Source organism: Acidovorax sp. LjRoot66, from assembly GCF_964253305.1.
Taxonomy (GTDB): Bacteria; Pseudomonadota; Gammaproteobacteria; order Burkholderiales; family Burkholderiaceae_C; genus Acidovorax.
On record NZ_CAXUQU020000001.1, the window covers coordinates 5006712 to 5026957 of the forward strand.

The window sequence follows — 20246 nt, forward strand, 5'->3', positions numbered from 1 at the left end:
TCGCCTCAGTAGTGCGGCGGCAACTCGTCGCGCAGGTTGCGCGGCGCCCCGCCGGCGCCCCCATCGGGCGCCTGCTGGCGCAGTTGGATAACCTCCTGCGTAAGCCGGTCGATCAGCTCCTGCTGGCGGTAGATGGTCAGGTTGAGCTGGTCCAGCAGGTCCTCGGTGAAGCTGGCCTTGATCTCCAGGCTCTCCAGCCGCTCGATGATGCGCTGATGGTCAGCGCCCGGGCCCGAGGCCGACTCCATCAGAGGGCCTGACCCAGGCGCGCCACGCCTTCGCGGATCTTCTCCACATCGGCCGTCGCAAACGACAGGCGCAAGGTGGCGTTGTCGGGGTTGGCGCAGTAGAACGGCGTGCCCGGCACGAAGGCCACACCCTTTTCGATCGCACGCTTGGCCAGCACGTTGCCGTCCGCCACCTTGCCGCCCGCACCCGTGAGGCGGGCCCACACGAACAGGCCACCCTGGGGCTGCACGAATTCGATGGCGTCGCCCAGCTCCTTGCGCAGCGCATCGCCCATGGCCTGCGCGCGCTCTGCGTACACCTTGCGCACCTTGGCCAGGGTGGCGGGCATGCGGCCGGCCTTGAGGTACTGGGCAGCGGTGGCCTGGGCGAAGGTGCTGGTGTGCGCGTCGCTGAACTGTTTGCACATGGTGGCCTTGGCCAGCAGTTCGGCCGGGGCGATCATCCAGCCCACGCGCAGGCCGGGCGAGAGCACCTTGCTCATGGAGCCGCAGTGCGCCAGCAGCTCGCGGCTTCCGGGCACCGTGGCCGACAGGTTCAGCAGGCTGGGCGGTGGCGCTTCGCCGAAGTACAGGTCGCCGTAGGGGTCGTCTTCGACGATCAGGGTCTGGTGCTTGACGGCCATCTCCAGCACCTGTTTGCGCCGCTCCAGGCTCAGCATCACGCCGCTGGGGTTGCCGAAGGTGGGAATCAGGTAGACGAACTTGGGTTGGTGCTCGGCGATGAGCTTTTCGAGCTCATCGGTCTTCACGCCGTTTTCATCGATGGGCGCGCTGATCAGCTCGGCGCCGTACAGGCGAAAGCACTGGATGGTGGCCAGGAAGGTCGGGCCTTCCACGATGACCTTGTCGCCGGGGCTGATGAGGGTCTTGCCCAGCAGGTCCAGCGCCTGCTGGCTGCCGGTGGTGACGATCAGGTTCTCGGGCACCAGATCCTTGGCGCCCTTGCTCGCCATGAAGGCGGCCAATTGCTCGCGCAGGGGCTGGTAGCCCTCGGTGGCGCCGTACTGCAGTGCGGCACCGGGTTCGTCCGTCAGGGCCTGGTTGCTGGCGGCGCGGATGCCTTCCACGTCGAACATGGCACTGTCGGGAAAGCCACCGGCAAAGCTGATGATGCCGGGCTTGCCCAGCAGCTTGAAGAGCTCGCGGATGGCGGAGGTTTCTACATTGTTCAGGCGGTCGGCGAATTGCATGGAGTGGGATCCCGGTGGACAACAATGGGTAGTGAGTCCCCCATTGTCGCCAATTGGCGTGCAGGTTTCCTGCGGCTTGGCCGGTATGGAGGAAAATCCAGGCGGCCTCGGCAGGCAAACATGCTGCCACGCCGACGACGACAACAACGACGCCGTTGCAGCAAGTGGCACGTCAACATGGGATGCAGGTCCAGTTCATGGCGTGAACCCCCTGGGCGGTGAAGCAAGCCGCTTTGGTGTTCGACCTTGGGGAATGGGGGTCGCCTGGCGCAAAGATCAAGGCTGCGGCGGCACCAATGCCTCGGCCCGCTGGATGGCGCGCTGAACGGCCGGCCGCGCAGCCACCGCGTCGAACCACCGTGCAAGGTTGGGCAGGCCATCGAAGGTGACGTTGGCGAACGTGCGCCGCCACATCCATCCGAAGTGCGCAATATCGGCAATGGTGTAGTCGTCTCCTGCGACGTATGGGTGGCGGGCCAACACCTGGTCGAGCAGCGCGACCGTTCGATTCGCCTCGCTCTGGAACCTGTCGATTGCCAACGGCAGTTGCTCGCTGGCGTTCTTCTGAAAGAACCCCGCCTGGCCGAATGCCGGCGCAATCCCCGATGCATGGAAGAACAGTTGCTCGAACACGCGTGCCCGGGCCATGCCCGTCGTCGCAAGCAGCTTGCCGTGGCGTTCGGCGAGATAGACCAGGATGGCCGCAGATTCGGTCAAGGTATCGTCGCTTGCCGGACGTTCGTCGTCGACCAGGACCGGCACCTTGCCGTTGGGGTTGCGAGCGAGGTGGTCGGCGGCCTTCTGCTCACCCTTGCGGACGTTGACACCGATCAGCTCGTACCCGAGGTTCAATTCTTCAAGACCGATGAGAACCTTGATGCTGTTGGGCGTGGCGAATGCGTAGACCTTGTACATGGAAACCTTCGAATAAACGGGAGAGGCGCTGTGGAGCGCTCGGGATCTTCTTGAATGGGCGCGGCCAACATGCACACTCGCGCGCAAAGGCGCAGGATTCGACCCAGGGTCGAGCGTCGGCACCTTTTGCTTGGCGGCCTCTGATCCGGCCGGGCCGGTCAGGCGCGCTGGCCGCCGGAGGCGGTGATCCGCTCGCCGGTCACCCAGGCCGAATCATCGGAGGCCAGGAACAGCGCCACGCGGGCGATGTCTTGCGGCTTGCCCGGACGACCGAACGGGATCGTTGCGACAATGGCCTTGACCGTCTCCTCCGACCAGCCCAGCGCTGCGATGCCTTCGGTGATAGTGCCACCCGGCGCCAGGGTGTTGACGCGGATATTCTTCGGCGCGAGCTCCATCGCGGTCACGCGCGTGATGGCGTCGACCGCGCTCTTGCTCGCAGCGTAGATCACCGAGTTGGGCATGAAGCCGACACTGGCGATGGAGCTGATGTTGATGATGCTGCCGCCATTCGGCCCGAAGTACCTGGCCGCTTCTTGCGTCGCGGTGATGACGCCGAGCACGTTGGTGGTGAACTCCCGATGGAATTCCTGCTCCGTTGCGGTTTCGAGAGGGCCGAACGCGTAGACGCCAGCATTGTTCACGAGGATGTCGAGCGTGCCGAAGGCGCGCTTCGATTCTTCGAAAAGCCGCTTGATGTCAGCGGTCTTCGAGAAGTCGGCCTGGATGGCGACGGCCTTGCCGCCGGCACCCTTGATCTCGGCGACCAGTGCATCCGCTGCGTCCTTGCTGGTCGAGTAGTTCACGACGACCGAGGCGCCAGATTGGGCGAAAAGCCTGGCGATTCCGGCGCCGATGCCTTTGGAGGCACCGGTGACGATGGCGACCTTGCCGTTGAGAGTGGTCATGGATTTCTGTCCTTTGGGTTGACGGCGCCACCTTGGCGCCTGGACGAACTGTCGATGATCGAGGCACGCGTGAATAGGTGCGCAGGCAACTAAGACTTATTCGCCAGACGGATCGCTCACCCCACGAATCGGGACGAAGATCTCAGGACGCTGGGCAAGGAATCGCCCCCGGCCAAGCAAGCCAGGTCACCCCGCGTTTGCCTCCCTTTGACCTTCAGCGATGGGGCGCGTTCGGCCCCATTCAGGCACGCGTGCGCAACTCCCGGACGCCGCGGCCCAGCTTGCGCCGCAACAGGACGCGCAAGCTGACACCATCGGCGTAACCGATCTGCGCAGCGATCTGGTCGATGCTCTCGCTGCCCGTGCGCAACAGATGCACCGCACGTTCGACACGCAGGTCCTGGAAGTACGACAGCGGCGTCTTTCCCAGGACGCTGTGCAGGCGCCGCGACAACGTGCGCTTGCTGGCGCCAACTGCGATGGCCGCCTCGTCGAGTGAGAAACCCCGTGCCAATTGCTGCCTGGCCCAGCCCTCGAAACGCTCGACGACGGGGTCTGCGTGGGACAGGTGGTCCGGGATGACGAACTCGGCTTGCGAGCCGCGCGCCTCGATCAGCAGGTAGCGCGCCGCCAGCGTCGCCAGCGCAGGGCTGCGACTGCGGACGATGCTCAGCGCAAGGTCGAGATGAGCGAGGGCTGCGCCGGCCGTGATGAATCCGGAGGACTTCACGAGCATGCTGGATTCGTCGAGCGCGACCTGCGCATAACGCTGCCGAAACATCGGCGCCAGCCACCACGACGTCGTGGCGCGGTGGCCATTGAGCAATGCGCTCTCGGCCAGTACAAATGTGCCGGTGCATGCCGCACCCGCCATAGCACCGGCGTTCGACCACCGCTGCAAGGCAAGGATGGCGTCGGCAACGTCTGCTTGCGCGAGGCGCGCCGCAAGCACGTCCGGCATCTTGGCGCCGAGCGCGGGCACGAGCACCACATCAGGCGCCATCACCTGGCTCACAGGCACGACCGGCACCGTGAGCCCCTGCGCGGTGCGCACGCGTCGCCGAACGCCCACCAGCGTCACTTCAACAGGCCCAGGCACCTGCACGAGCGACCCCGCCAACTGGTTGGCCGTGCCGAACGTGTCGGCAAGCGCCGCCAGGCCAAGGTCGAACACACCATCAAGAACGAGAATGTGGAGGCGCATGGCAATAATGATAATGATGTTGGCGTTCTTGCCACTCGCTGACTACAGCGATGACGGGGAAACTCACGGCTCGCAACCTCATTCACCTGTTCGACCAGAGGATCACCCCATGTCCAAATTTGCCCTGTTCGTCCGCCTCGAGGCCAAGCCAGGCCAGGAGGCAGCCGTTGCCGCTTTCCTTGCCGGCGCCCTGCCACTTGCCAACGCCGAGTTGCAGACCACCACCTGGTTCGCGTTGCGGTTCGGCCCCTCCACGTTTGGCGTCTTTGACACTTTTGCCGATGAGGAGGGCCGCCAGGCCCACCTGAGCGGCCCCATTGCCGCTGCGTTGATGGCCAACGCCGAGGCCCTGCTCAGCACGCCACCGAGCATCGAGAAGATCGACCTGCTGGCGGCGAAGCTGCCCGGCTGACAAGCGGGGCACCGCGCACGCTCCTACCGACGAAGTTCCGCGATCAGGTATTCGACCAGCGCGCGTGCCGAGGGCTTGGGCGGTCGTCCTGGCGTGAACATGCCGTGGACTTCGACATCGCCCATGCGCCAATCCGACAGCACCTGAATCAGCGAACCGTTGGCCAGTTCGGCACGACAGCCCCACAGGGCTGTCGTCACTACACCGATGCCTGCCACAGCGGCGGCGACCGCCGCTTCGTTGGCGGACACGTTCAGACGACTGTGGATGCGCACGGATACGCTCTGGCCCTCCCTCTCAAAGGACCACGTGCCGGCGCTCGTTCCTGCAGGCCCTACGATCACCGCATGCGCAGCCAAGTCTGCTGGTGCCTTGGGCGTGCCGTTTGCCTTCAGGTAGGTGGGCGATGCCGCAACGATCCGCTGCGTTCGGCCCATCAGGCGCGCGGTTGCGCTCGAGTCTGCCAACACGCCGAGGCGAAGTGCGACATCAACGCCTTCCTTGATGGTGTCTTGCCGTTGGTCGCTCATCAACAAGCTGACGTTCAGTGCAGGATGGCGCGCGAGAAATCCCGGCATCACAGGAACGATTTCGCGCACGCCAAAGCTCGAGGGCATGGCGACACGCAGCGACCCACGCAATTCCAGCGATCCCCGCGCCACATGGTCGGCCTCTTCAAGCGCCGCCAGGATCGTTTCCACACGTGCCAGATAGTCGCTGCCGACGTCGGTGAGCGTGACGGCCCGCGTCGTTCGGGTGACCAAAGCTCCGCCCACGTCCTTTTCCAGTGCCGCGATGATGCGTGAGACCGACGGCTGCGACAGGTCGAGCTCCCGCGCTGCGGCGGAGAAGCTTCCCGTGCGCGCAACGCGCGCGAAAAGTCGAAGGGCCAGCAGTTTGTCGTTCATGCGAGGGGTCCGGTGCTTGGCTTGACGATACCAGCTGTCGCACTTCGCCGTTGAATCCGCCCCTCACTCTGCACAGCGCCGGGCTCCGATGCCATGTGCACGCGCTAAAGGAAGTTAGCGGGCATCTGTGGTCAAAACGGGGCCGGGAGCCACAGCGCATGCTATATACCGCCAACCCAGACAACGAAGACTCTGACCATGCCCCTCGAAATCCGCCAGCTACCCAAAATGCGCCTGGCCTACATGCGCCACACCGGCCCCTACGGCCCGGCCCTGGGCCGGCTGTGGGAGCGCTTTGGCCAGTGGTGCGCCGAGCACCGCCTGAGCGAGCCACGCCCCAAGTTCTACGGTATCAGCCTGGACAACCCCGCCTGCACCCCGCCCGAGCAATGCCGCTACGACGCCTGCGTGCAGGTGGGTGTGGGCTTGCGCACGGGGACGGATGCGCAGGTGCAGGATTTTGCGGGCGGTGAGTATGCGTGCAAGCGCTTCGAAGGCACAGACGCCGAGATCGGTGCGGCCTGGGCCGGCATGGAAGCGCCGGGGCAGATCCCCGAGGGCTGGGTGCTGGATGCGCGGCCGGCCATCGAGGTCTATGACGAGGACTTTGCGATGGACCCGGCGACGGGGGCTTTTGAGTGCTGGCTGTGCGTGGCGGTGCGCAGGCAGGACTGAGCCATGGACCACCACGCGGGACTCCGATGGGTTGTCAGCGTTGCGGAACGAGCGGACGCAGCGCCTCAAGCAGCCCGGTAGTTCCGTAGCGCACCGCGCCCCGGCCGGGCTCAACGTCTATGAGCCCACCACGGTCATGGGCATCGTAGATGCCCACCAAAAGGCGAGCGGTGCTCTCGCTCACGATCCGGCCCAGCTTCTCCATCCACAGCGCGCGGGGCACGGCCTGGGCGCTGACGGTGCGCCCAAGCAGTTGGCCCAGGGTCTCGGCCACGTCGGTCGCCGCATAGCGGCGCGGGCCTTCGGCGTGGACGATGTGCTCGCCAGCCGCCACCCCGGGGTGCTGCAGCAGCTCCGCGGCCATGCGGCCCACGTCCTGCGCCGAGACGGTAGGGAACGGCTTGTCGAGTTGCTGGTGAAAGCTCGGCAGTACGCCCGAAGCGGCAGCCACCGGGATCAGGCCGCGCCAGCCCTCCATGTGCTCCGCCGAGCGCAGGAACACCTTGGGCATTGGCAGTTGGCGCAGGCGTTGCTCGAACCCGTGGAACACGCTGGGCATGCCGATGTCTTCGGTAACGTGTGCGCCGTAGTCGGAAATCGCCAGCACCAGGCCCGGGCGCGCCTGCTCCAGCGCGCGGGCCATGCTATCGATGGAGCGGCGCATGTCGCCCACCGCGTCAAGGGCCTGCAGCGTGGTCGGGCAGATGAGCTGCACGGCCTGTGCATCCGCGATCGCACGGCCCAGGGCCGCCGGGTCCTGCAGGTCGGCTACGGCGACCTCGCAGCCGATGGCCCTCAGGCGGTCGGCCTTGGCTGGGTCCCGCAGGATCGCCCGGACGGGAACGCCGGCCTCGCGCAGCGCCAATGCGGTGGAATAGCCGACTTTTCCGGCGGCTCCGAGAATTGCAAACATGCGTCATTTCCTTGCATCAAAGACAGGCAAGGATGCCGGGGCGCACGCCCATCGTCGCGCAGATTCAGGCCGGTGTTTGCAGTTTCGGACCGATTTTCAGGAGCGCGCCTGCCGGGCGATCTCGCTCGGAGTCTGGCCCAGAATCCGGCGCATGGTCGAAGCCATGTGGCTCTGGTGGGCAAAACCGGCGGCGGCTGCAACCTCGCTGGCCGGCATCGCCGTTGTCGCCAGCAGCGCGCGGGCATGTTCGACACGGCGGCGGATGACGTACTGATGCACGGGCATGCCGGCACTGTTGCGAAACAGGGTCTTCAGCCGCGTGGCACTGACCCCGGCAACCGCCGCCAGATCGGCCAGAAGGAGCTTCTGGTCCAGGTGGCTTTCGATGAACTCAGTCAGGCTGCGCAGTTGGCGCGCCGGTAGCTGGGGCACGGTACGGCATTGCGGCTGTGCCGAACGACCGCTCGCGGTCTCGATCAGCCGGACGGCCAGGGCATTGGCCAGCAGATCGATAAAGAGAGGATCGGACGGCACGGCCGCCTCCAGGTCTGCCTTGACGGCCCATCCGATCGCTTCGATGCGGGTGTCGCGCAATTGGAGCCTGGGCACCAGCTGTGCCGTGCCGGCCGCCATGCCGAGGTCTTGCGCCACCTGATCGACCAGTTCGGGGCGCAGGCTCAGCCGCAGGATGCGGCAGTCGGCATCGTCTTCCCACGAGCCGCCCACCCCCGAGGGGACCACGTCGATGTCGCCCGGCTTTTGCACACGGCGCATGCGCTCACCACCGCACTGGCAATCGGCACGCACGGGCGAACCGAAATGCATGCCCAGGCGGTGCATCTCGCCGCCAGGCACCTGCACCAGGCCCCGGGGAATTTGAACGAAATCGGCCTGCAGCCCGCGCCACGCCCGCGTGGCACTGGTCAGCAGAACCTGCGGAGAAGGGGGTATTGGCGACGAAGAAGGGGTCATACCAAAAGCATACTCCCCGCCGCCCCTGGGCGCTTGCCTGCCAGGTGCCGCCCCGGCTCAGCGCCACTGCTGCGCAAAGAACTCCGCCACCTGGTTCTCCAGCTCCGGCTGGTAGGCCACGCGGTCAAAGCCCGGCGGGTTGGCGGCGGCATCGCCCGCATCGGATGGCAGCGGCATGGACGGTTGCGCCATGAAGGCGAAGTGCCCTGCCCCCGCTGCGGTGCTGGCCTGGGCCTTGGGCAGGTGGGCGACCACATGGCCGCCGTGGTACTTGCCGACCAGCACCGCATCGCGCTCGGCCACGATGACGCGCACCGGCACGGCGATGGCCGCCAGGCTCTCGGGGGTGAACACCACGGCCATGGGGGCCAGGGCGACCACGGCGCGGATGCGCCGGTCGGGCACCGAGACGCGCAGGGCGTCTGGCGCAACGCCCTTGCCGCTGGCGGCAGGAATGGCAGCACCTGCCGGGGACCCCTTGGCCAGCGAGCAGAAGCCCGGGTCGTCCTGCACGGTAGCGCAGTGCTTGGCCGCGCGCGCCGGCTCAGCCTCGGCCCCGGCCAGTGCCAGCACCGTATAGCCCCCGGCGGAATGCCCCACCGCGCCGATGCGTTCGGCCGGGATGCGGCTGCCCCATTCGGGGCTGGCCAGCAGCGCGTCGAGCACCCGGCTGACCTGGCGTGGGCGCTCGCCGAAGTAGTGGCCGGAGGTGATCATGGAGCGGTCTTGCCAGTTGTCACCGGGGTGGCGCAGGGCTGCGACCAGGTAGCCATCCCTGGCCAGCCGGGTGGCCAGGTTGTGGTGCCCCACCTCGGAGCCACCCGTGCCGTGCGAGATCAGCACCAGCCCCTTGAGCGGCGCCTGCCCCGCCGGAGCGCCCGGCGCAACCAGGGGCTGCCAGGGGCCCATGGGCAGGGCGCGGGCGGTTGCGGCCGTGGGGTAGAACAATGCGACGCTGATGGGCGCATCCCCCGGGACGGTCAGCGTGCGGTAACCGGCTTGTTGCGCGCCGGCCTGGCCGGCGAGGCCCAGCAGGGCGGCGGCGGCAAGGGTCTGGAACAGTGTCTTCATCATGGTGTGGCTTCCTTCAAGGGCCGCTACGGCAGCGGCTTGACGGCACTGTAGGCACGCACATCCACGAGTTCTATCGCATTGCGACGAAATGCCAAAAGGCTTCGCCAAACGCATGGCTACTGGGGCAAATTGCGCCCAACGGCCCATGGTGAGCAGCACATTTCAGCGCACTGCCGGCCGCTCTCCACCCACCCGTTCGCCATACTCCCGCTCCAGCGACTCCCGCTCACGCAGCGCCTGGGGATCTGCAGCATCGCGCGCCAGGCGCTGCTCGATGTCATCGAGCCGGGCCCGGTAGGCAGCCAGTTCCCTGATGTTTCCGCTCGCAGAGCATGCGCTGGTGGTGTAGCCCTTGGTCGTGCTGCCATGCGCATACACAAGCATGAGGTCGCCGACATAGGGCCGCCAGCCACAGTTGCTGCCATTGCCTTCGGCGTAGTCCACATCCACCCGGCCTTCCGGCTCACCCTTCCAGAGCCTGGTCACACGGAATGTCGCGCGCATAAGTCCCGTTGTTCGCAGGTGCTCGGGCAGGGCTTTGTCACTCGGCGCGTGCAATGCAGCCACTGGCTGGATATTGACGGCCTTGCCCTCGAAGATCAACTGGGCCGCGCCGATACGCTCTTTGTCTGTTGTCAGAGGGCACATGCAGGCCAGTGCCTGCAGAGGCCAGCAGCAGGACAGAAAAGCAAATAGAGACAGGCTGATGTGTTGCATGAAGAATCTGGGGTTTGCGCGCATTGTGCAACCGATTCAGCCCTTGATCACAACACCGATGCGCACCCTGACCTTACCGGTTTCACAGGTGCTCTGGAACTCGGGTCAAGCAACATCCGCCCGCTTTTAGTCAGTCGCTGCGGATATCCGCCCTGGCCGCCACCGCGCGCATGGCCGGCAGCTCACGCTCGATGCGGGCGCGCAGGCCGTCGCCGTTGGACCAGGAGGGCGTGAGCCCAATGTCCACCAGCTTCTTCTTGAATTCGGCCGAGGCCATGGTGTCGGCCAGGGCCTTCTCCAGTTTGGTCTGCACGGGCGCGGGCAGGCCGGCGGGCCCGACGAAAGCGAACCACGAGCCCATGTCGAAGCCGGGGTAGCCGCTTTCTGCCACGGTGGGCACGTTGGGCAGCAGGGCCAGGCGCTGCGCGCCCAGGGCCACGATGGGCTTGATCTTGCCGGCCTTGATCAGCGGGGTCGATGCCACCACCGTATCGACCGCGAACTGCACCTGCCCGCCCATCAGCGCGGTGAGGTTGGGCGCGCTGCCGTTGAAGGGCACGTGCAGCATCTTCGCGCCGGTGGTGGACTTGAGCACCTCGCCGCCGAAGTGCACCGACGAGCCGGTGCCGTAGGAGCCATACGAGAACTTCTCGGGCGCGGCCCGGGTCTGGGCGATCACGTCCTTGAGCGTGCTGCCGGGCGTGTCGTTGTGGGCCACCAGCAGCAGGCCCATGTCGGCCACCAGGCCCAGTTGCGTGAAGCTGCGCACGGGGTCGTACGGCAGGTTGCTGCGGATGGCGGGGTTCAGCGTGAAGGTGGTGTTGGCGCCCAGCAGCAGCGTGTAGCCATCGGCCGGGGCCTTGGCCACGATGGAGGCCCCCACCACGGTGCCGGCACCGGCCCGGTTCTCCACCACCATGGGCTGGCCCAGGCGCTCGCCCATCGAGGTGGCCAGCAGGCGCCCCAGGATGTCGGTGGCGCCGCCGGGTGCGAATGGCACGACGAGCTTGATGGGGCGATCAGGGTAGCCCTGCTGCGCCAACGCTACGGCGGGCACCGCCAGCACGGCTGCACCGGCCACAAGACACGACAGGAAACGGGAACGCGGCATCGGCATCGGGAACATCTCCAGGAGCAACAGGACGAAGGGATGGGGGGCGAAGAACGACGGCAACCGATCAGCGCAGCAGCGGACTGTGCACACGCGAGTAACCACTGGCCAGGTCATACGCATGGCCGATCTGCAGCACGGCCGCGTCGGACTGCGCAGGCCCGATGATCTGCAGGCTGGCCGGCAGGCCCTCGGGGCCAAAGCCTGCGGGTGCCGCCAGCGCGGGCAGGGCGGCCATGGTGGCGGGCACCACGGTCTCCATCCAGCGGTGGTAGGTGTCCATGCGGCACCCGGCCACTTCGTGCGGCCAGTCCAGGCTGGCGTCGAAGGGGAACACCTGGGCAGCGGGCAGCACCAGGAAGTCGAAGCGCGTGAACAACCCGCGCAGCACCTGGTACCAGGCCGTGCGCACGCGCGCTGCGTCATAGACCTGCATGGCAGTCAACGCCAGGCCGCGCTGTATCTCCCACACCGCCTCGGGCTTGAGCTGGGCGCGCTTGGCACTGTCGTGGTAGAGCGCCGCATTGGCACCCGCCACGCTGAAGCTGCGCAGGTCGAGCCAGGCCTTCCACAACTGCGTGAGGTCGAAATCGACCACGGCCTTCTCCACCGTGCAGCCCACGGTGCGGAAATGGCCCAGCGCCTTCTCGCAGGTGATGTACAGGCCTGGGTCGGTAGGCAGGTAGCCGCCCAGGTCGCCCAGCCAGCCGATGCGCGTGCCCTTGAAGTCGCGCTCCAGCGGCTGGCCGAAGGCGGCCACGTCGTCGCTGCGGCGCGTGAGCGGCAGGCGCTCGTCAAAGCCCGCCTGCACCGACAGCAGCAGCGCCAGGTCGGGGATGTTGCGCGCCATGGGCCCAGTCACGCTGAACTGCTGGAAGAACACTTCCTCCGACGGACCGTGCGGCACCAAGCCCGGTGAGGTGCGCAGGCCATATACATTGTTGAACGCGGCCGGCGTGCGCAGCGAGCCCATCATGTCCGAGCCATCGGCCACGGGCAGCATGTGCAGGGCCACGGCCACGCCGGCACCGCCGCTGCTGCCGCCGGCCGAGCGCGCCGGGTCGAAGGCGTTGCGCGTGGTGCCGTACACCGGGTTGTAGGTGTGCCCGCCCAGGCCGAACTCGGGCGAATTGGTGCGGCCGATGAACAGCGCACCGCTGGCGCGCATGCGCTCGAACACCACGGCATCGGTAGTGGTGACCTGGCCGGCGAAGAGGGGGGAGCCGCGCGTGGTGACCATGCCCGCTGCAGGCGCAATGTCCTTGGGCGCCTGGGGCATGCCGTGCAGCGGGCCCAGGCTCTGGCCACGCGCCAGTTGCGCGTCGCGCTCTGCCGCCAGGGCGTGCAGCGCACCGCGGTCGGCCATGGCCACCAGGGCGTTGACCACGGGGTTCAGGCGGTCCACCTGGGCCAGGTAGGCGTCGAGCACCTCCACGCACGAGACCTCGCGGGCATGGATGGCGCGCGACAGGCCCGTGGCCGTATGGGCGACGATGCCGCTGGGGGCGATGCCCGTGGCGGGCAGGCTGGAGAAGTCGGGCATGGTGGCGGCTGCGTTCGAATAAGTCATTTCGAAGTCAGCATAGGCAGGCTGCTGCTTTTCTGCAATCGACGATTTCTGAGGTTACCCTTGCGTTTTACGCAAACCACCAGAGGTCACCCATGCTCTCCAGCCGCCTGCAGGACACGGCCCTGCGCTACTTTCTGGAGGTGGTGCGCAGCGGCTCGGTGAGCGAGGCGGCCACTCGGCTCAGCGTGTCGCCCTCGGCGGTGAGCCGGCAGGTGGCGGCGCTGGAGGATCTGTTGGGCGTGCCCCTGTTCGACCGGCGCCCGCGCGGCATGGCACCCAGCGCGGCCGGCGAGATGCTGGCCGCCCATGCGCGGCGCGGCGCGCTGGAGGCCGACCGCGTGGTAGCCGACATCAAGGCGCTGCAGGGGCTGCATACCGGGCTGGTGCGGCTGTGCAGCTCGGCCGGCTTTGCCATCGAGTTCTTGCCGCGCGTGATGGCGCAGTTCCGCACGCAGTACCCGGGCATCCAGTTCCACGTGCGCGTGGCCAGCCCGGCGGCGGTGACCACGGCGGTGCTGCACGGCGACGCAGACATCGGCCTGACCTACAGCCGCGCGGCCGAGCGCGACATCAGCGTGCAGCACCGCGAGGCCTCACCGGTGATCGCCATCATGCGACCCGACCATGCCCTGGCGCGCTTCAAATCGATTACCCTGGCGCAGATGCACCCCCACCCCATCGCCCTGCCCGAGCGCGACAACACCGTGCGCCAGCTGTTCGACATCGGCTGCAGCCAGCGCGGCCTGCTGTTCGAACCGGTGCTGGTGTGCAACCACTTCGAGACGCTGACGCACTTCGTGCTGCACGGCGGCGGACTGTCGATATCGGGCGAGGTGACGGTGCGCGACCGCGTGCAGCGCGGCGAACTGCACGCCGCCCAGATCCGCGAGCCCGGCATGAGCGCCCGCGCGGTGGAGGTGCAGACGCTGGGCGGGCGCACCCTGCCGGCAGGGGTGCGCATGTTCCTCGAATTCCTGCGCGGGCAGCTGGTGGCGCGCGACGCGGGCTGAAGGCTCCTACTGAACTGGCGTGTCCTGGTGTTGAGTCTTCCACTTTTCGTGGGCAGCCTCCAGCCAGGCAGCGAGTTTTTGCCCCATGTGAAACACCAGCAGGAACGCGGCAATGGCGATGCCGACAAAAAACACATCGTGAACGGCGTGGTGCACCATCAGACCAACGGCTTGAGCAGCACGAACAAGGTGAGTCCCGGGATGTAATTGTCAATCTGGGCGTAGCCCCGGTATCCAGCGCGCTCATACATCAGCGCCGTCTTTGGCGACAGGGATTCAATGAGGCATTCGTTGCAACCAGCACCTCTGGCGGCACTCTCGATGCCGGCAAGCAGCCTGTGGCCCAGGCCTTTGCGCCGATGCGCTGCATCCACCCAGAGGTATTCCACATACAGCCGGCCCAGTTCAATCCGCCCCGCCGCGCCTCCGATCAGACGGCCGTTGTCGCGCGCCATGCAGGCCAGGGGTTGGGGATGTCCGGCGCCGACGGATGCACGGTCATGGGCGATGACTGCTTTGGAGAGGTGCTGAAGCTCCCCGACTTCAGGCGCAAAGGATGTCTCGAGCTCGTTCATAGGTCACACCAGCGATTTTTTCGCCTGCGTATTTTTTTCTTGGGTCCTGGGCATCAACCTGCCTGGCCCGGTAGGGGCTGCAGGCTGCCTCTTTGCAAAAGGGCGCAGGCGCCTGCTGATCAGGCGATCAGGCGCAACGTGCCGTGCGTGTCGCGGACCTCAGTTCCGAGACGGCGACAGACGACGACAGAAGCGGGGTGATCTGCACGGCTGCGCCGTCTCCTCCCTGCAGCCCCGGCACAGCCAGGCTACCCGCACCGCCGGGCCCCCGGTGCAGGCGCTGCTCCATGCGGGTGAGCAGGTGGCCCAGCAGACTGCGGTACACGGCATCCCCGGTTATGGCGTCCTCCACTCCGGTATCCAGATTGGGGTTGTCGTTGATCTCGATCACATGGGCGCCGCTGGGGTTGCACTTGAGGTCCACGCCATAAAAGCCGTCGCCCACCAGGCGCGCCGCAGCGGTGGCGGCGGCCAGCACCTCGGCCGGGACTTGCGCCAGGGGCACGGCCAGCGTGCGGCCCTCGGTGTACTGGCCGTTGTCGCCGTGCTGCAGAATCTGCCAATGCCCGTCGCACATGAAATATTTGGCGGCAAACAGCGGCTGGCCCGCCAGGATGCCGATGCGCCAGTCGAAATCGGTGTACATGTACTCCTGCACCAGGATGATTTCCGACTCCTTGAGCATCTCTCGCGCGATCTCCTGCAGTTGTGCAAAGTGGTCGGCCTTCTTCACGCTGCGGCTGAACGAGCCATCGGGCACCTTGACCACCACCGGGTAGGCCAGCCCATGCTGGAAATCCGCGAGCGTGCGGCGGCTGAGCATGTGCGTGCGCGGTGTGGCAATGCCGTGGCCGCGCAGCAGCTCGGCCAGATAGGCCTTGTTGGTGCAGCGCAGGATGGAGACCGGGTCGTCGATGACGGGCATGCCTTCGGCCACGGCGCGCTTGGCAAACTGGAAGGTGTGGTGGTTGACGGCCGTGGTCTCGCGGATGAACAGGGCGTCGAACTGCGCCAGGCGCGAAAAATCCTTCTTCTCGATCAGCTCGGCCGAAATGCCCATGCTGTCGCCGATGGTGATGAGCCTGGCGAGCGTGGCTGCGCTCGAAGGCGGCAGCGGGTCGGCTGGGTCGTGAAGGATGGCCAGGTCCATGCGCGGCGCGGCCACGGCCGCCACCGGGCGCCAGCTGCGCCGCGTGAAGTGGCCCAGCGCCTCGGTGAAGACCTCGTCGCGGTGCGTGTCCACGTCGCGCGGGTCCAGGGCCTGCAGGGCTGCCACATGCCAGCCCTGCGGGGCATCGCAGCGCTCGACCACAATCTCCAGCAGCGGGCAGCGAAACAGCTCGAAGCTCTTGCGTGCCAGGGCCGCGAATTCAGCATCCTCGGTGCGCCCGAAGAACACCTGCAGCGTGAGGGTGCTGACCGAACGCGGTATGCCGGGCAGCGGGCCGACCAGCCGGTCGAGCACCGCGATCGAAGCCGCCCGCGCCTTGCCGCGCGCCAGGCCCAGGATGGCCTCCACGCCCGGTGTCACCCGGTCGCCGCGCGCCTCGGCCAGCAGCGAGCAGTAGTAGCCGATGCCCAGGTAGCTGTAGCTGCGGCACAGGTTGGTGACCTTGCGCACCCGGCTGCGCGCCTGGGGGCCTTCGGCAATGAACTCCTCGGCGGTGACGATCTTCACGCCGGGGTCGCTCCAGCGGAAGTCGGAGCGCTTTTCGACCACGATCACATGTTCTGAGGACACGGGGGAACTTCTTTCTTGCTTGCAATGATGACGGCCGCGGTCTGACGGCGGCGCCCGTAGCGGGCGATCTTCTTGAACTCGGCCAGGCTCACCGACATGCCGCCATCGCTTTCGCCGGAACGGGCCATGGGGTCGAGCACGCGGAACACTGCGCCATCGAAGCCGACGATGGCCACCCAGTGCGGCGCCTTCTCGCGGTGCAGCCGCCACAGGTAGGGCCTGTTCACACTAATTTCGGGGATCGCGAAATTAGTGTGAACAGGCCCTAATGAGCACGATGGGCACGTAGCCCAGGCGCAATTGCTCGATCACCCCCTCGGCGGACACCGGCAGCGCGAAGATAGGCACGCCGCGCGCCAGCAGCTCGGCCTGGAAGTCATCTTCCACGCGCTGGATGACGCGCTTCTTGTGCGGCTCGCGCACGCTGTCCATGAACAGCGAGGAGCCCGCTGCGGCATACACCGACACATCGAAGCCCCGGTGCAGCGCCGCACAGGCCAGCCCGAACGGACCGCAGCCGCCGTGGCCCGCTGCCATGAACACCGTGGTCGCCTCGCGCCACAGGCGGATCTCTGCGGCCTGGTCCATCACGGTGGCAGGGTCCAGAGCCGACATGGCGATCAGCAGCGCGCACGGGCCGCAGGTGAAGTCCAGCGTCTGCCCGTAGTGCCGCGCGCTGCGGAGCACCGGATGCGCGCCCTGGCCCTTGTCGTCGAACAGGTCCTTCTGGAAGCAGATGGCGTCGGCCCCATCCTCGTAGTAGGCGCTCTTGCGGCCCGATGGCACGAAGCCAAAGCGCCGGAACAGGCGGTGGGCACCGACATTGTCGGCCCGGCTTTCCAGCCGCAGCAGCGCACAGCCTGCGCGGCGCGCATGGGCCAGGGCCTCGGTGACCAAGGCGCTGGCCAGCCCACTGTTGCGCGCCTGCGGTGCGACGGCCAGCGAGTACAAGCGCGCGACGAAGGTGCCTCTGCGCAGCAGCACCACGCAGGCGCCGGGCACCGCTGCGCACTCGCTTGCGCCATCGCGGGCCACCAGCACCCGGGCCGACGGGCTGCGCAACAGGCGCCGCCAGCTGGACAGGGAGATGCGGTCGCCGGTGAACGCAGCGCGCTCCAGGGCATCGAGTGCAGGCGCATCCCCCAGCGTGCCCAGACCAATGGGGCCGCTGGTGGGTGGTGCAGAAGGCAGCCCCCTCAATGCACCACGCATGGGGTGCCTGTGCTTGTGTTTGTGCTTGCGCCTGTCAGCCGCTCAATGCGGCCGAACTCGGCCTGTGGCATGCCGGCCGTGAGCAGGGCCATGCAGGTGGCCAGCTCGCTGCTGCGCAGGTGGATGTGGGCGCTGATGCCGTGGCGCGCGACGTCCATCCCGATGCGGTAGCAGGCCAGCCGGGGGCCCAGGATGTGGTGCAGGGTGCGCCGCACTGCGGGTACGTCGGCGCCGGACAACCGCAGGGGAAGGACCACGAGGTCATCCGGACTGTCTTGGGCAACAGCGCCGAGCGCCACGCGGTGGAGCGAAACCAGGGAAAGGCTGGGGTGCAGCATGCGGGGGCCTGCGCCAGGGAGCCAGGCGGCTTCCAAGCCGGCGGTAGGCAGTGGGTTAAACATGGCTTGCAGTCTAGGCAGCGCGGTATAAATTCGTTGTAAAGAAACGCGCTGCGGCCGTCAAATCGCCGTGAAGAATCCACTGCGGGACAATGCAGCACCCGACAAGAACAACGGCCCCTCCCCACCATGAAAACCGAGCAGATCGAACCCTTCTTCGCCGCCCTCAAGGCCGCCAACCCCATGCCCAACACGGAGCTGGAGTACACCACCCCGTTCGAGCTGCTGGCCGCCGTGCTGCTCTCGGCCCAGGCCACGGACGTGGGCGTGAACAAGGCCACGCGCAAGCTGTTTCCGGTGGCGGGCACGCCGCAGGCCATCCTGGACCTGGGGCTCGAAGGGCTGGAGGGCTACATCAAGACCATCGGCCTGTACCGCACGAAGGCGAAGAACCTGATGGCTACCTGCCGCATCCTCGTGGAGCAGCATGGCAGCGTGGTGCCGCGCACGCGCGAGGCGCTCGAAGCCCTGCCCGGCGTGGGGCGCAAGACGGCCAACGTGGTGCTCAACGTGGCCTTCGGCCAGCCCACGATGGCGGTGGATACGCACATCTTTCGGGTGAGCAACCGCACGGGGCTGGCGCCGGGCAAGAACCCGTTGGCGGTGGAGTTGCAGTTGGTGAAGCGGGTGCCGGATGCGTATGCGGTGGATTCGCACCACTGGCTGATCTTGCTGGGGCGGTATGTGTGTGTGGCGCGCAAGCCGCGGTGTTGGGAGTGTGTGGTGCCGCAGTATTGTGATTACGAGCCGAAGACGGCTGCGCCATGAGCCTTGTTGACGGTGGTTAGGCCATGCCTTGATTGAGGGCGGAGGCCGGGTCTCGGCCCGGCGGCCGAGGCACTTGTTCTTTGCTTCGCCAAAGAAAAGTGCCCAAAAGAAAGGCGACCCCGCTGCCCGTGTCCCCCTCGTACTGCGTACGAGGGGGCAGCCTGCGATGCTCGGTCCTGGGGTGACGCCGAAGAACTCCCTGCGCTGCCTCTGCGAGGCAGCTCCGGTCAAACAGCTTCGGCGAGCCAGATGACGATGCGCGTGTCCTTCGGCACGCGCTCACCCCAGGCCCTGCGCTTCTCGGCACGGTCAGAAGGGGGTGGGAGCGGGCTCCACACGGGCCATTGCTCCGCTCGGCCTGTGGTCCTTCGCTGCGCTCGGCTCGTCAGAGCGATCGCCCAGTTCGTCGGCAGCGCAAAGCGCGAACCGACCCCAGGCGCAGCTGCGAAGCAGCAGCCGTCTCTGACCCCGCTCCCCACCCCTGCTGGCTGCGCCGAGAAGCGCAGGGCCTGGGGTGGGTGCGTGTGCCGAAGGACACACGCACTTCGTCATCTGGCTTGCCGCAGCTGTTTGAGCGGAGTTCGAAGAACGCAGCGAGTTCTGCGGCACCACCCCAGGACCGAGCATCGCAGGTTGCCCCCGTTCGCCCGACAGGGCGTACGGGGGACGCAGACTGGGGGTCGCCTTCTCTTTGGTGACTTTCTCTTGGCGACTCAAGAGAAAGTTACTGCGCCGCCGGGCGCACACCCCGGCCTCCGCCCTCAACCCAAAAAGCAGAAGCAACCAAAACCAACAATCAAGGCCTCAACAAACCAGCAAACTCCAACGCCGCCCGACTCCGAGAAGCCCCCTTGCGCCACAAAATCCCCGCATGCCGCACCATCCCCGGCGAATGCAGATTGATCGAGTGCAGATCCGCCGCCTGCAAGGCAGCACGTTCAGGCGCAATGCTCGCCAGATCCCCCCACCGGCACACATCCAGCAAGCCCTCCACCGACTCCATCTCCACCCGAACCAAAGGCACCACCCCGGCAGCCCGCAGGCTCTCATCAATCAGGCGCCGTGTAGTGAACGCGCGCGGCAACATGGCCAGCGGCACCCCAGCCAGGTCCTTCAAGGCCAGGGTACGCCGACGCGCCAACGGATGCGCGCGGTTCACCACCAGCTGCAGCCGCTCCTCGAACAAAGGCTCGGTCTCGATCTCGTCGCGCTCGGTGGGATAAAAGGCGATCCCCACGTCGAGCTGCCCCTGCACCAACTGCTCCTCGATGGGCCCGGCGCGCAGATCGCGCACGACCACGTTGACGCCCGGGTACGCGCTGCTGAAGGCCGCCACCGCCGCCGGCACCAGGGTGTGCAAAAAGGTGGGGATCACCCCCACGGTCAGGGAGCCCGACTCCAGCGCCCCCATGTCGGCCAGCGCCATGCGGCCGGCCTCGATCTCCTGCAGCGCGCGCGCCGCGTAGGTGCGAAAGGCCACACCCGCCTGCGAGAGCTTGAGCCCCCGGCCCAGCCGATCGAACAGGGCCACGCCCAGCTCTTGCTCCAGCTGGCGCAGGCCATGCGACAGCGTGGACTGCGTGACGAACAGGTTCTGCGCCGACTGTGTCAGGTGCTCGGTGCGTGCGATGTCGAGGAAATAGCGGAGCTGGCGGATTTCCATGGTGGAACCCTCCCGAGGGAAACGGATATTCATCGATGATATCGAACGATGCATTGCAAATG

At 66.9% G+C, this 20246-nt stretch carries 23 protein-coding genes; 4 read left to right on the forward strand and 19 right to left on the reverse strand.

Features of this window, described 5'->3' with window-relative positions; genetic code table 11:
- Window positions 1-5: 5 nt before the first annotated feature.
- The 5 genes from ACSQ3Y_RS23535 to ACSQ3Y_RS23555 form a co-directional block, all read right to left on the reverse strand.
- Complete coding sequence (locus ACSQ3Y_RS23535) at window positions 6-248, reverse strand: SlyX family protein (protein WP_057201122.1); 243 nt, start codon at window positions 246-248, stop codon at window positions 6-8.
- The gene (locus ACSQ3Y_RS23540; protein ID WP_436179066.1) at window positions 248-1438 is read right to left on the reverse strand and encodes a PLP-dependent aminotransferase family protein; all 1191 of its coding nucleotides are present in this window, start codon (window positions 1436-1438) and stop codon (window positions 248-250) included. Before ACSQ3Y_RS23540 ends, ACSQ3Y_RS23535 begins: the two co-directional genes overlap by 1 nt.
- Before the next feature lie 276 nt (window positions 1439-1714).
- Window positions 1715-2353 carry a glutathione S-transferase family protein gene (locus tag ACSQ3Y_RS23545; RefSeq protein ID WP_057263748.1) on the reverse strand — a complete coding sequence of 213 codons (639 nt, stop codon included), beginning with the start codon at window positions 2351-2353 and terminating at the stop codon, window positions 1715-1717.
- 158 nt (window positions 2354-2511) lie between these two features.
- Entirely contained in the window at window positions 2512-3261 is a 750-nt protein-coding gene (locus ACSQ3Y_RS23550; RefSeq protein WP_057201125.1) for an SDR family NAD(P)-dependent oxidoreductase, read from the reverse strand.
- A gap of 241 nt (window positions 3262-3502) precedes the next feature.
- Window positions 3503-4465 (reverse strand): GlxA family transcriptional regulator, encoded by a 963-nt coding sequence (locus ACSQ3Y_RS23555; RefSeq protein ID WP_436179067.1) that lies wholly within the window; start codon window positions 4463-4465, stop codon window positions 3503-3505.
- A 109-nt stretch (window positions 4466-4574) separates the two neighbouring features.
- Here ACSQ3Y_RS23555 and ACSQ3Y_RS23560 point away from each other — a divergent pair, with 109 nt between their 5' ends.
- On the forward strand, window positions 4575-4877 hold the full coding sequence (locus ACSQ3Y_RS23560; protein WP_057201129.1) for a hypothetical protein: 303 nt from the start codon (window positions 4575-4577) through the stop codon (window positions 4875-4877).
- Between the two features lie 23 nt (window positions 4878-4900).
- Here the strand turns inward: ACSQ3Y_RS23560 and ACSQ3Y_RS23565 are convergent, their stop codons facing one another.
- Window positions 4901-5785: a LysR family transcriptional regulator gene (locus ACSQ3Y_RS23565; RefSeq protein WP_057263753.1), complete on the reverse strand. Its 885-nt coding sequence runs from the start codon at window positions 5783-5785 to the stop codon at window positions 4901-4903.
- Window positions 5786-5983: 198 nt separating this feature from the next.
- Between ACSQ3Y_RS23565 and ACSQ3Y_RS23570 the strand changes: the two genes are divergently transcribed.
- On the forward strand, window positions 5984-6460 hold the full coding sequence (locus ACSQ3Y_RS23570; protein WP_436179068.1) for an AraC family transcriptional regulator: 477 nt from the start codon (window positions 5984-5986) through the stop codon (window positions 6458-6460).
- 34 nt (window positions 6461-6494) lie between these two features.
- Here ACSQ3Y_RS23570 and ACSQ3Y_RS23575 read toward each other — a convergent pair whose 3' ends face one another.
- From ACSQ3Y_RS23575 to ACSQ3Y_RS23600, 6 genes are all read right to left on the reverse strand, one after another.
- The gene (locus ACSQ3Y_RS23575) at window positions 6495-7373 is read right to left on the reverse strand and encodes an NmrA family NAD(P)-binding protein (RefSeq protein WP_436179069.1); all 879 of its coding nucleotides are present in this window, start codon (window positions 7371-7373) and stop codon (window positions 6495-6497) included.
- Between the two features lie 96 nt (window positions 7374-7469).
- On the reverse strand, window positions 7470-8213 hold the full coding sequence (locus tag ACSQ3Y_RS23580) for a helix-turn-helix transcriptional regulator (protein ID WP_436179070.1): 744 nt from the start codon (window positions 8211-8213) through the stop codon (window positions 7470-7472).
- Between the two features lie 189 nt (window positions 8214-8402).
- Window positions 8403-9419 (reverse strand): alpha/beta hydrolase family protein, encoded by a 1017-nt coding sequence (locus ACSQ3Y_RS23585; RefSeq protein ID WP_436179071.1) that lies wholly within the window; start codon window positions 9417-9419, stop codon window positions 8403-8405.
- A gap of 162 nt (window positions 9420-9581) precedes the next feature.
- The gene (locus ACSQ3Y_RS23590; protein WP_436179072.1) at window positions 9582-10136 is read right to left on the reverse strand and encodes a hypothetical protein; all 555 of its coding nucleotides are present in this window, start codon (window positions 10134-10136) and stop codon (window positions 9582-9584) included.
- A 130-nt stretch (window positions 10137-10266) separates the two neighbouring features.
- Complete coding sequence (locus ACSQ3Y_RS23595; RefSeq protein WP_436179073.1) at window positions 10267-11253, reverse strand: Bug family tripartite tricarboxylate transporter substrate binding protein; 987 nt, start codon at window positions 11251-11253, stop codon at window positions 10267-10269.
- 61 nt (window positions 11254-11314) lie between these two features.
- Window positions 11315-12790: an amidase gene (locus ACSQ3Y_RS23600; RefSeq protein ID WP_436180162.1), complete on the reverse strand. Its 1476-nt coding sequence runs from the start codon at window positions 12788-12790 to the stop codon at window positions 11315-11317.
- A gap of 119 nt (window positions 12791-12909) precedes the next feature.
- Between ACSQ3Y_RS23600 and ACSQ3Y_RS23605 the strand changes: the two genes are divergently transcribed.
- Complete coding sequence (locus ACSQ3Y_RS23605) at window positions 12910-13827, forward strand: LysR family transcriptional regulator (protein ID WP_436179074.1); 918 nt, start codon at window positions 12910-12912, stop codon at window positions 13825-13827.
- A gap of 6 nt (window positions 13828-13833) precedes the next feature.
- On the opposite strand, the gene ACSQ3Y_RS23610 is transcribed toward ACSQ3Y_RS23605, so the two are convergent.
- The 6 genes from ACSQ3Y_RS23610 to ACSQ3Y_RS23635 all read right to left on the reverse strand — a co-directional run bounded on the left by ACSQ3Y_RS23610 (window position 13834) and on the right by ACSQ3Y_RS23635 (window position 17612).
- A complete protein-coding gene (locus ACSQ3Y_RS23610; RefSeq protein WP_436179075.1) occupies window positions 13834-13986 on the reverse strand; it encodes a hypothetical protein in 153 nt (50 codons plus the stop codon).
- Window positions 13986-14402 (reverse strand): GNAT family N-acetyltransferase, encoded by a 417-nt coding sequence (locus tag ACSQ3Y_RS23615; RefSeq protein WP_436179076.1) that lies wholly within the window; start codon window positions 14400-14402, stop codon window positions 13986-13988. The genes ACSQ3Y_RS23610 and ACSQ3Y_RS23615 overlap by 1 nt, the downstream gene beginning before the upstream one ends.
- 127 nt (window positions 14403-14529) lie before the next feature.
- Window positions 14530-16143, reverse strand: coding sequence for a RimK family protein (locus ACSQ3Y_RS23620; protein WP_436179077.1), 1614 nt, complete (start codon window positions 16141-16143; stop codon window positions 14530-14532).
- Window positions 16125-16370, reverse strand: coding sequence for a peptidase C39 family protein (locus ACSQ3Y_RS23625; protein ID WP_255361002.1), 246 nt, complete (start codon window positions 16368-16370; stop codon window positions 16125-16127). The genes ACSQ3Y_RS23620 and ACSQ3Y_RS23625 overlap by 19 nt, the downstream gene beginning before the upstream one ends.
- Window positions 16371-16392: 22 nt before the next feature.
- Complete coding sequence (locus ACSQ3Y_RS23630) at window positions 16393-17355, reverse strand: peptidase C39 family protein (RefSeq protein ID WP_436179078.1); 963 nt, start codon at window positions 17353-17355, stop codon at window positions 16393-16395.
- The gene (locus ACSQ3Y_RS23635) at window positions 17340-17612 is read right to left on the reverse strand and encodes a hypothetical protein (protein ID WP_157421791.1); all 273 of its coding nucleotides are present in this window, start codon (window positions 17610-17612) and stop codon (window positions 17340-17342) included. The genes ACSQ3Y_RS23630 and ACSQ3Y_RS23635 overlap by 16 nt, the downstream gene beginning before the upstream one ends.
- Window positions 17613-17882: 270 nt before the next feature.
- On the opposite strand from ACSQ3Y_RS23635, the gene nth reads away from it, so the two are divergent.
- Window positions 17883-18521 (forward strand): endonuclease III, encoded by a 639-nt coding sequence (gene nth, locus ACSQ3Y_RS23640; RefSeq protein WP_436179079.1) that lies wholly within the window; start codon window positions 17883-17885, stop codon window positions 18519-18521.
- Between the two features lie 796 nt (window positions 18522-19317).
- Here nth and cynR read toward each other — a convergent pair.
- Window positions 19318-20184, reverse strand: coding sequence for a transcriptional regulator CynR (cynR, locus tag ACSQ3Y_RS23645; protein ID WP_436179080.1), 867 nt, complete (start codon window positions 20182-20184; stop codon window positions 19318-19320).
- Between the last annotated feature and the right edge of the window lie 62 nt (window positions 20185-20246).

Excerpts from the sequence above, each read along its gene's own strand:
- ACSQ3Y_RS23535 (WP_057201122.1), bottom strand. The coding sequence starts at position 248 with ATGGAGTCGGCCTCGGGCCCGGGCGCTGACCATCAGCGCATCATCGAG.
- ACSQ3Y_RS23540 (WP_436179066.1), bottom strand. The coding sequence starts at position 1,438 with ATGCAATTCGCCGACCGCCTGAACAATGTAGAAACCTCCGCCATCCGC.
- ACSQ3Y_RS23545 (WP_057263748.1), bottom strand. The coding sequence starts at position 2,353 with ATGTACAAGGTCTACGCATTCGCCACGCCCAACAGCATCAAGGTTCTC.
- ACSQ3Y_RS23550 (WP_057201125.1), bottom strand. The coding sequence starts at position 3,261 with ATGACCACTCTCAACGGCAAGGTCGCCATCGTCACCGGTGCCTCCAAA.
- ACSQ3Y_RS23555 (WP_436179067.1), bottom strand. The coding sequence starts at position 4,465 with ATGCGCCTCCACATTCTCGTTCTTGATGGTGTGTTCGACCTTGGCCTG.
- ACSQ3Y_RS23560 (WP_057201129.1), top strand. The coding sequence starts at position 4,575 with ATGTCCAAATTTGCCCTGTTCGTCCGCCTCGAGGCCAAGCCAGGCCAG.
- ACSQ3Y_RS23565 (WP_057263753.1), bottom strand. The coding sequence starts at position 5,785 with ATGAACGACAAACTGCTGGCCCTTCGACTTTTCGCGCGCGTTGCGCGC.
- ACSQ3Y_RS23570 (WP_436179068.1), top strand. The coding sequence starts at position 5,984 with ATGCCCCTCGAAATCCGCCAGCTACCCAAAATGCGCCTGGCCTACATG.
- ACSQ3Y_RS23575 (WP_436179069.1), bottom strand. The coding sequence starts at position 7,373 with ATGTTTGCAATTCTCGGAGCCGCCGGAAAAGTCGGCTATTCCACCGCA.
- ACSQ3Y_RS23580 (WP_436179070.1), bottom strand. The coding sequence starts at position 8,213 with ATGCACCGCCTGGGCATGCATTTCGGTTCGCCCGTGCGTGCCGATTGC.
- ACSQ3Y_RS23585 (WP_436179071.1), bottom strand. The coding sequence starts at position 9,419 with ATGATGAAGACACTGTTCCAGACCCTTGCCGCCGCCGCCCTGCTGGGC.
- ACSQ3Y_RS23590 (WP_436179072.1), bottom strand. The coding sequence starts at position 10,136 with ATGCAACACATCAGCCTGTCTCTATTTGCTTTTCTGTCCTGCTGCTGG.
- ACSQ3Y_RS23595 (WP_436179073.1), bottom strand. The coding sequence starts at position 11,253 with ATGCCGATGCCGCGTTCCCGTTTCCTGTCGTGTCTTGTGGCCGGTGCA.
- ACSQ3Y_RS23600 (WP_436180162.1), bottom strand. The coding sequence starts at position 12,790 with ATGCCCGACTTCTCCAGCCTGCCCGCCACGGGCATCGCCCCCAGCGGC.
- ACSQ3Y_RS23605 (WP_436179074.1), top strand. The coding sequence starts at position 12,910 with ATGCTCTCCAGCCGCCTGCAGGACACGGCCCTGCGCTACTTTCTGGAG.
- ACSQ3Y_RS23610 (WP_436179075.1), bottom strand. The coding sequence starts at position 13,986 with ATGGTGCACCACGCCGTTCACGATGTGTTTTTTGTCGGCATCGCCATT.
- ACSQ3Y_RS23615 (WP_436179076.1), bottom strand. The coding sequence starts at position 14,402 with ATGAACGAGCTCGAGACATCCTTTGCGCCTGAAGTCGGGGAGCTTCAG.
- ACSQ3Y_RS23630 (WP_436179078.1), bottom strand. The coding sequence starts at position 17,355 with ATGCGTGGTGCATTGAGGGGGCTGCCTTCTGCACCACCCACCAGCGGC.
- nth (WP_436179079.1), top strand. The coding sequence starts at position 17,883 with ATGAAAACCGAGCAGATCGAACCCTTCTTCGCCGCCCTCAAGGCCGCC.
- cynR (WP_436179080.1), bottom strand. The coding sequence starts at position 20,184 with ATGGAAATCCGCCAGCTCCGCTATTTCCTCGACATCGCACGCACCGAG.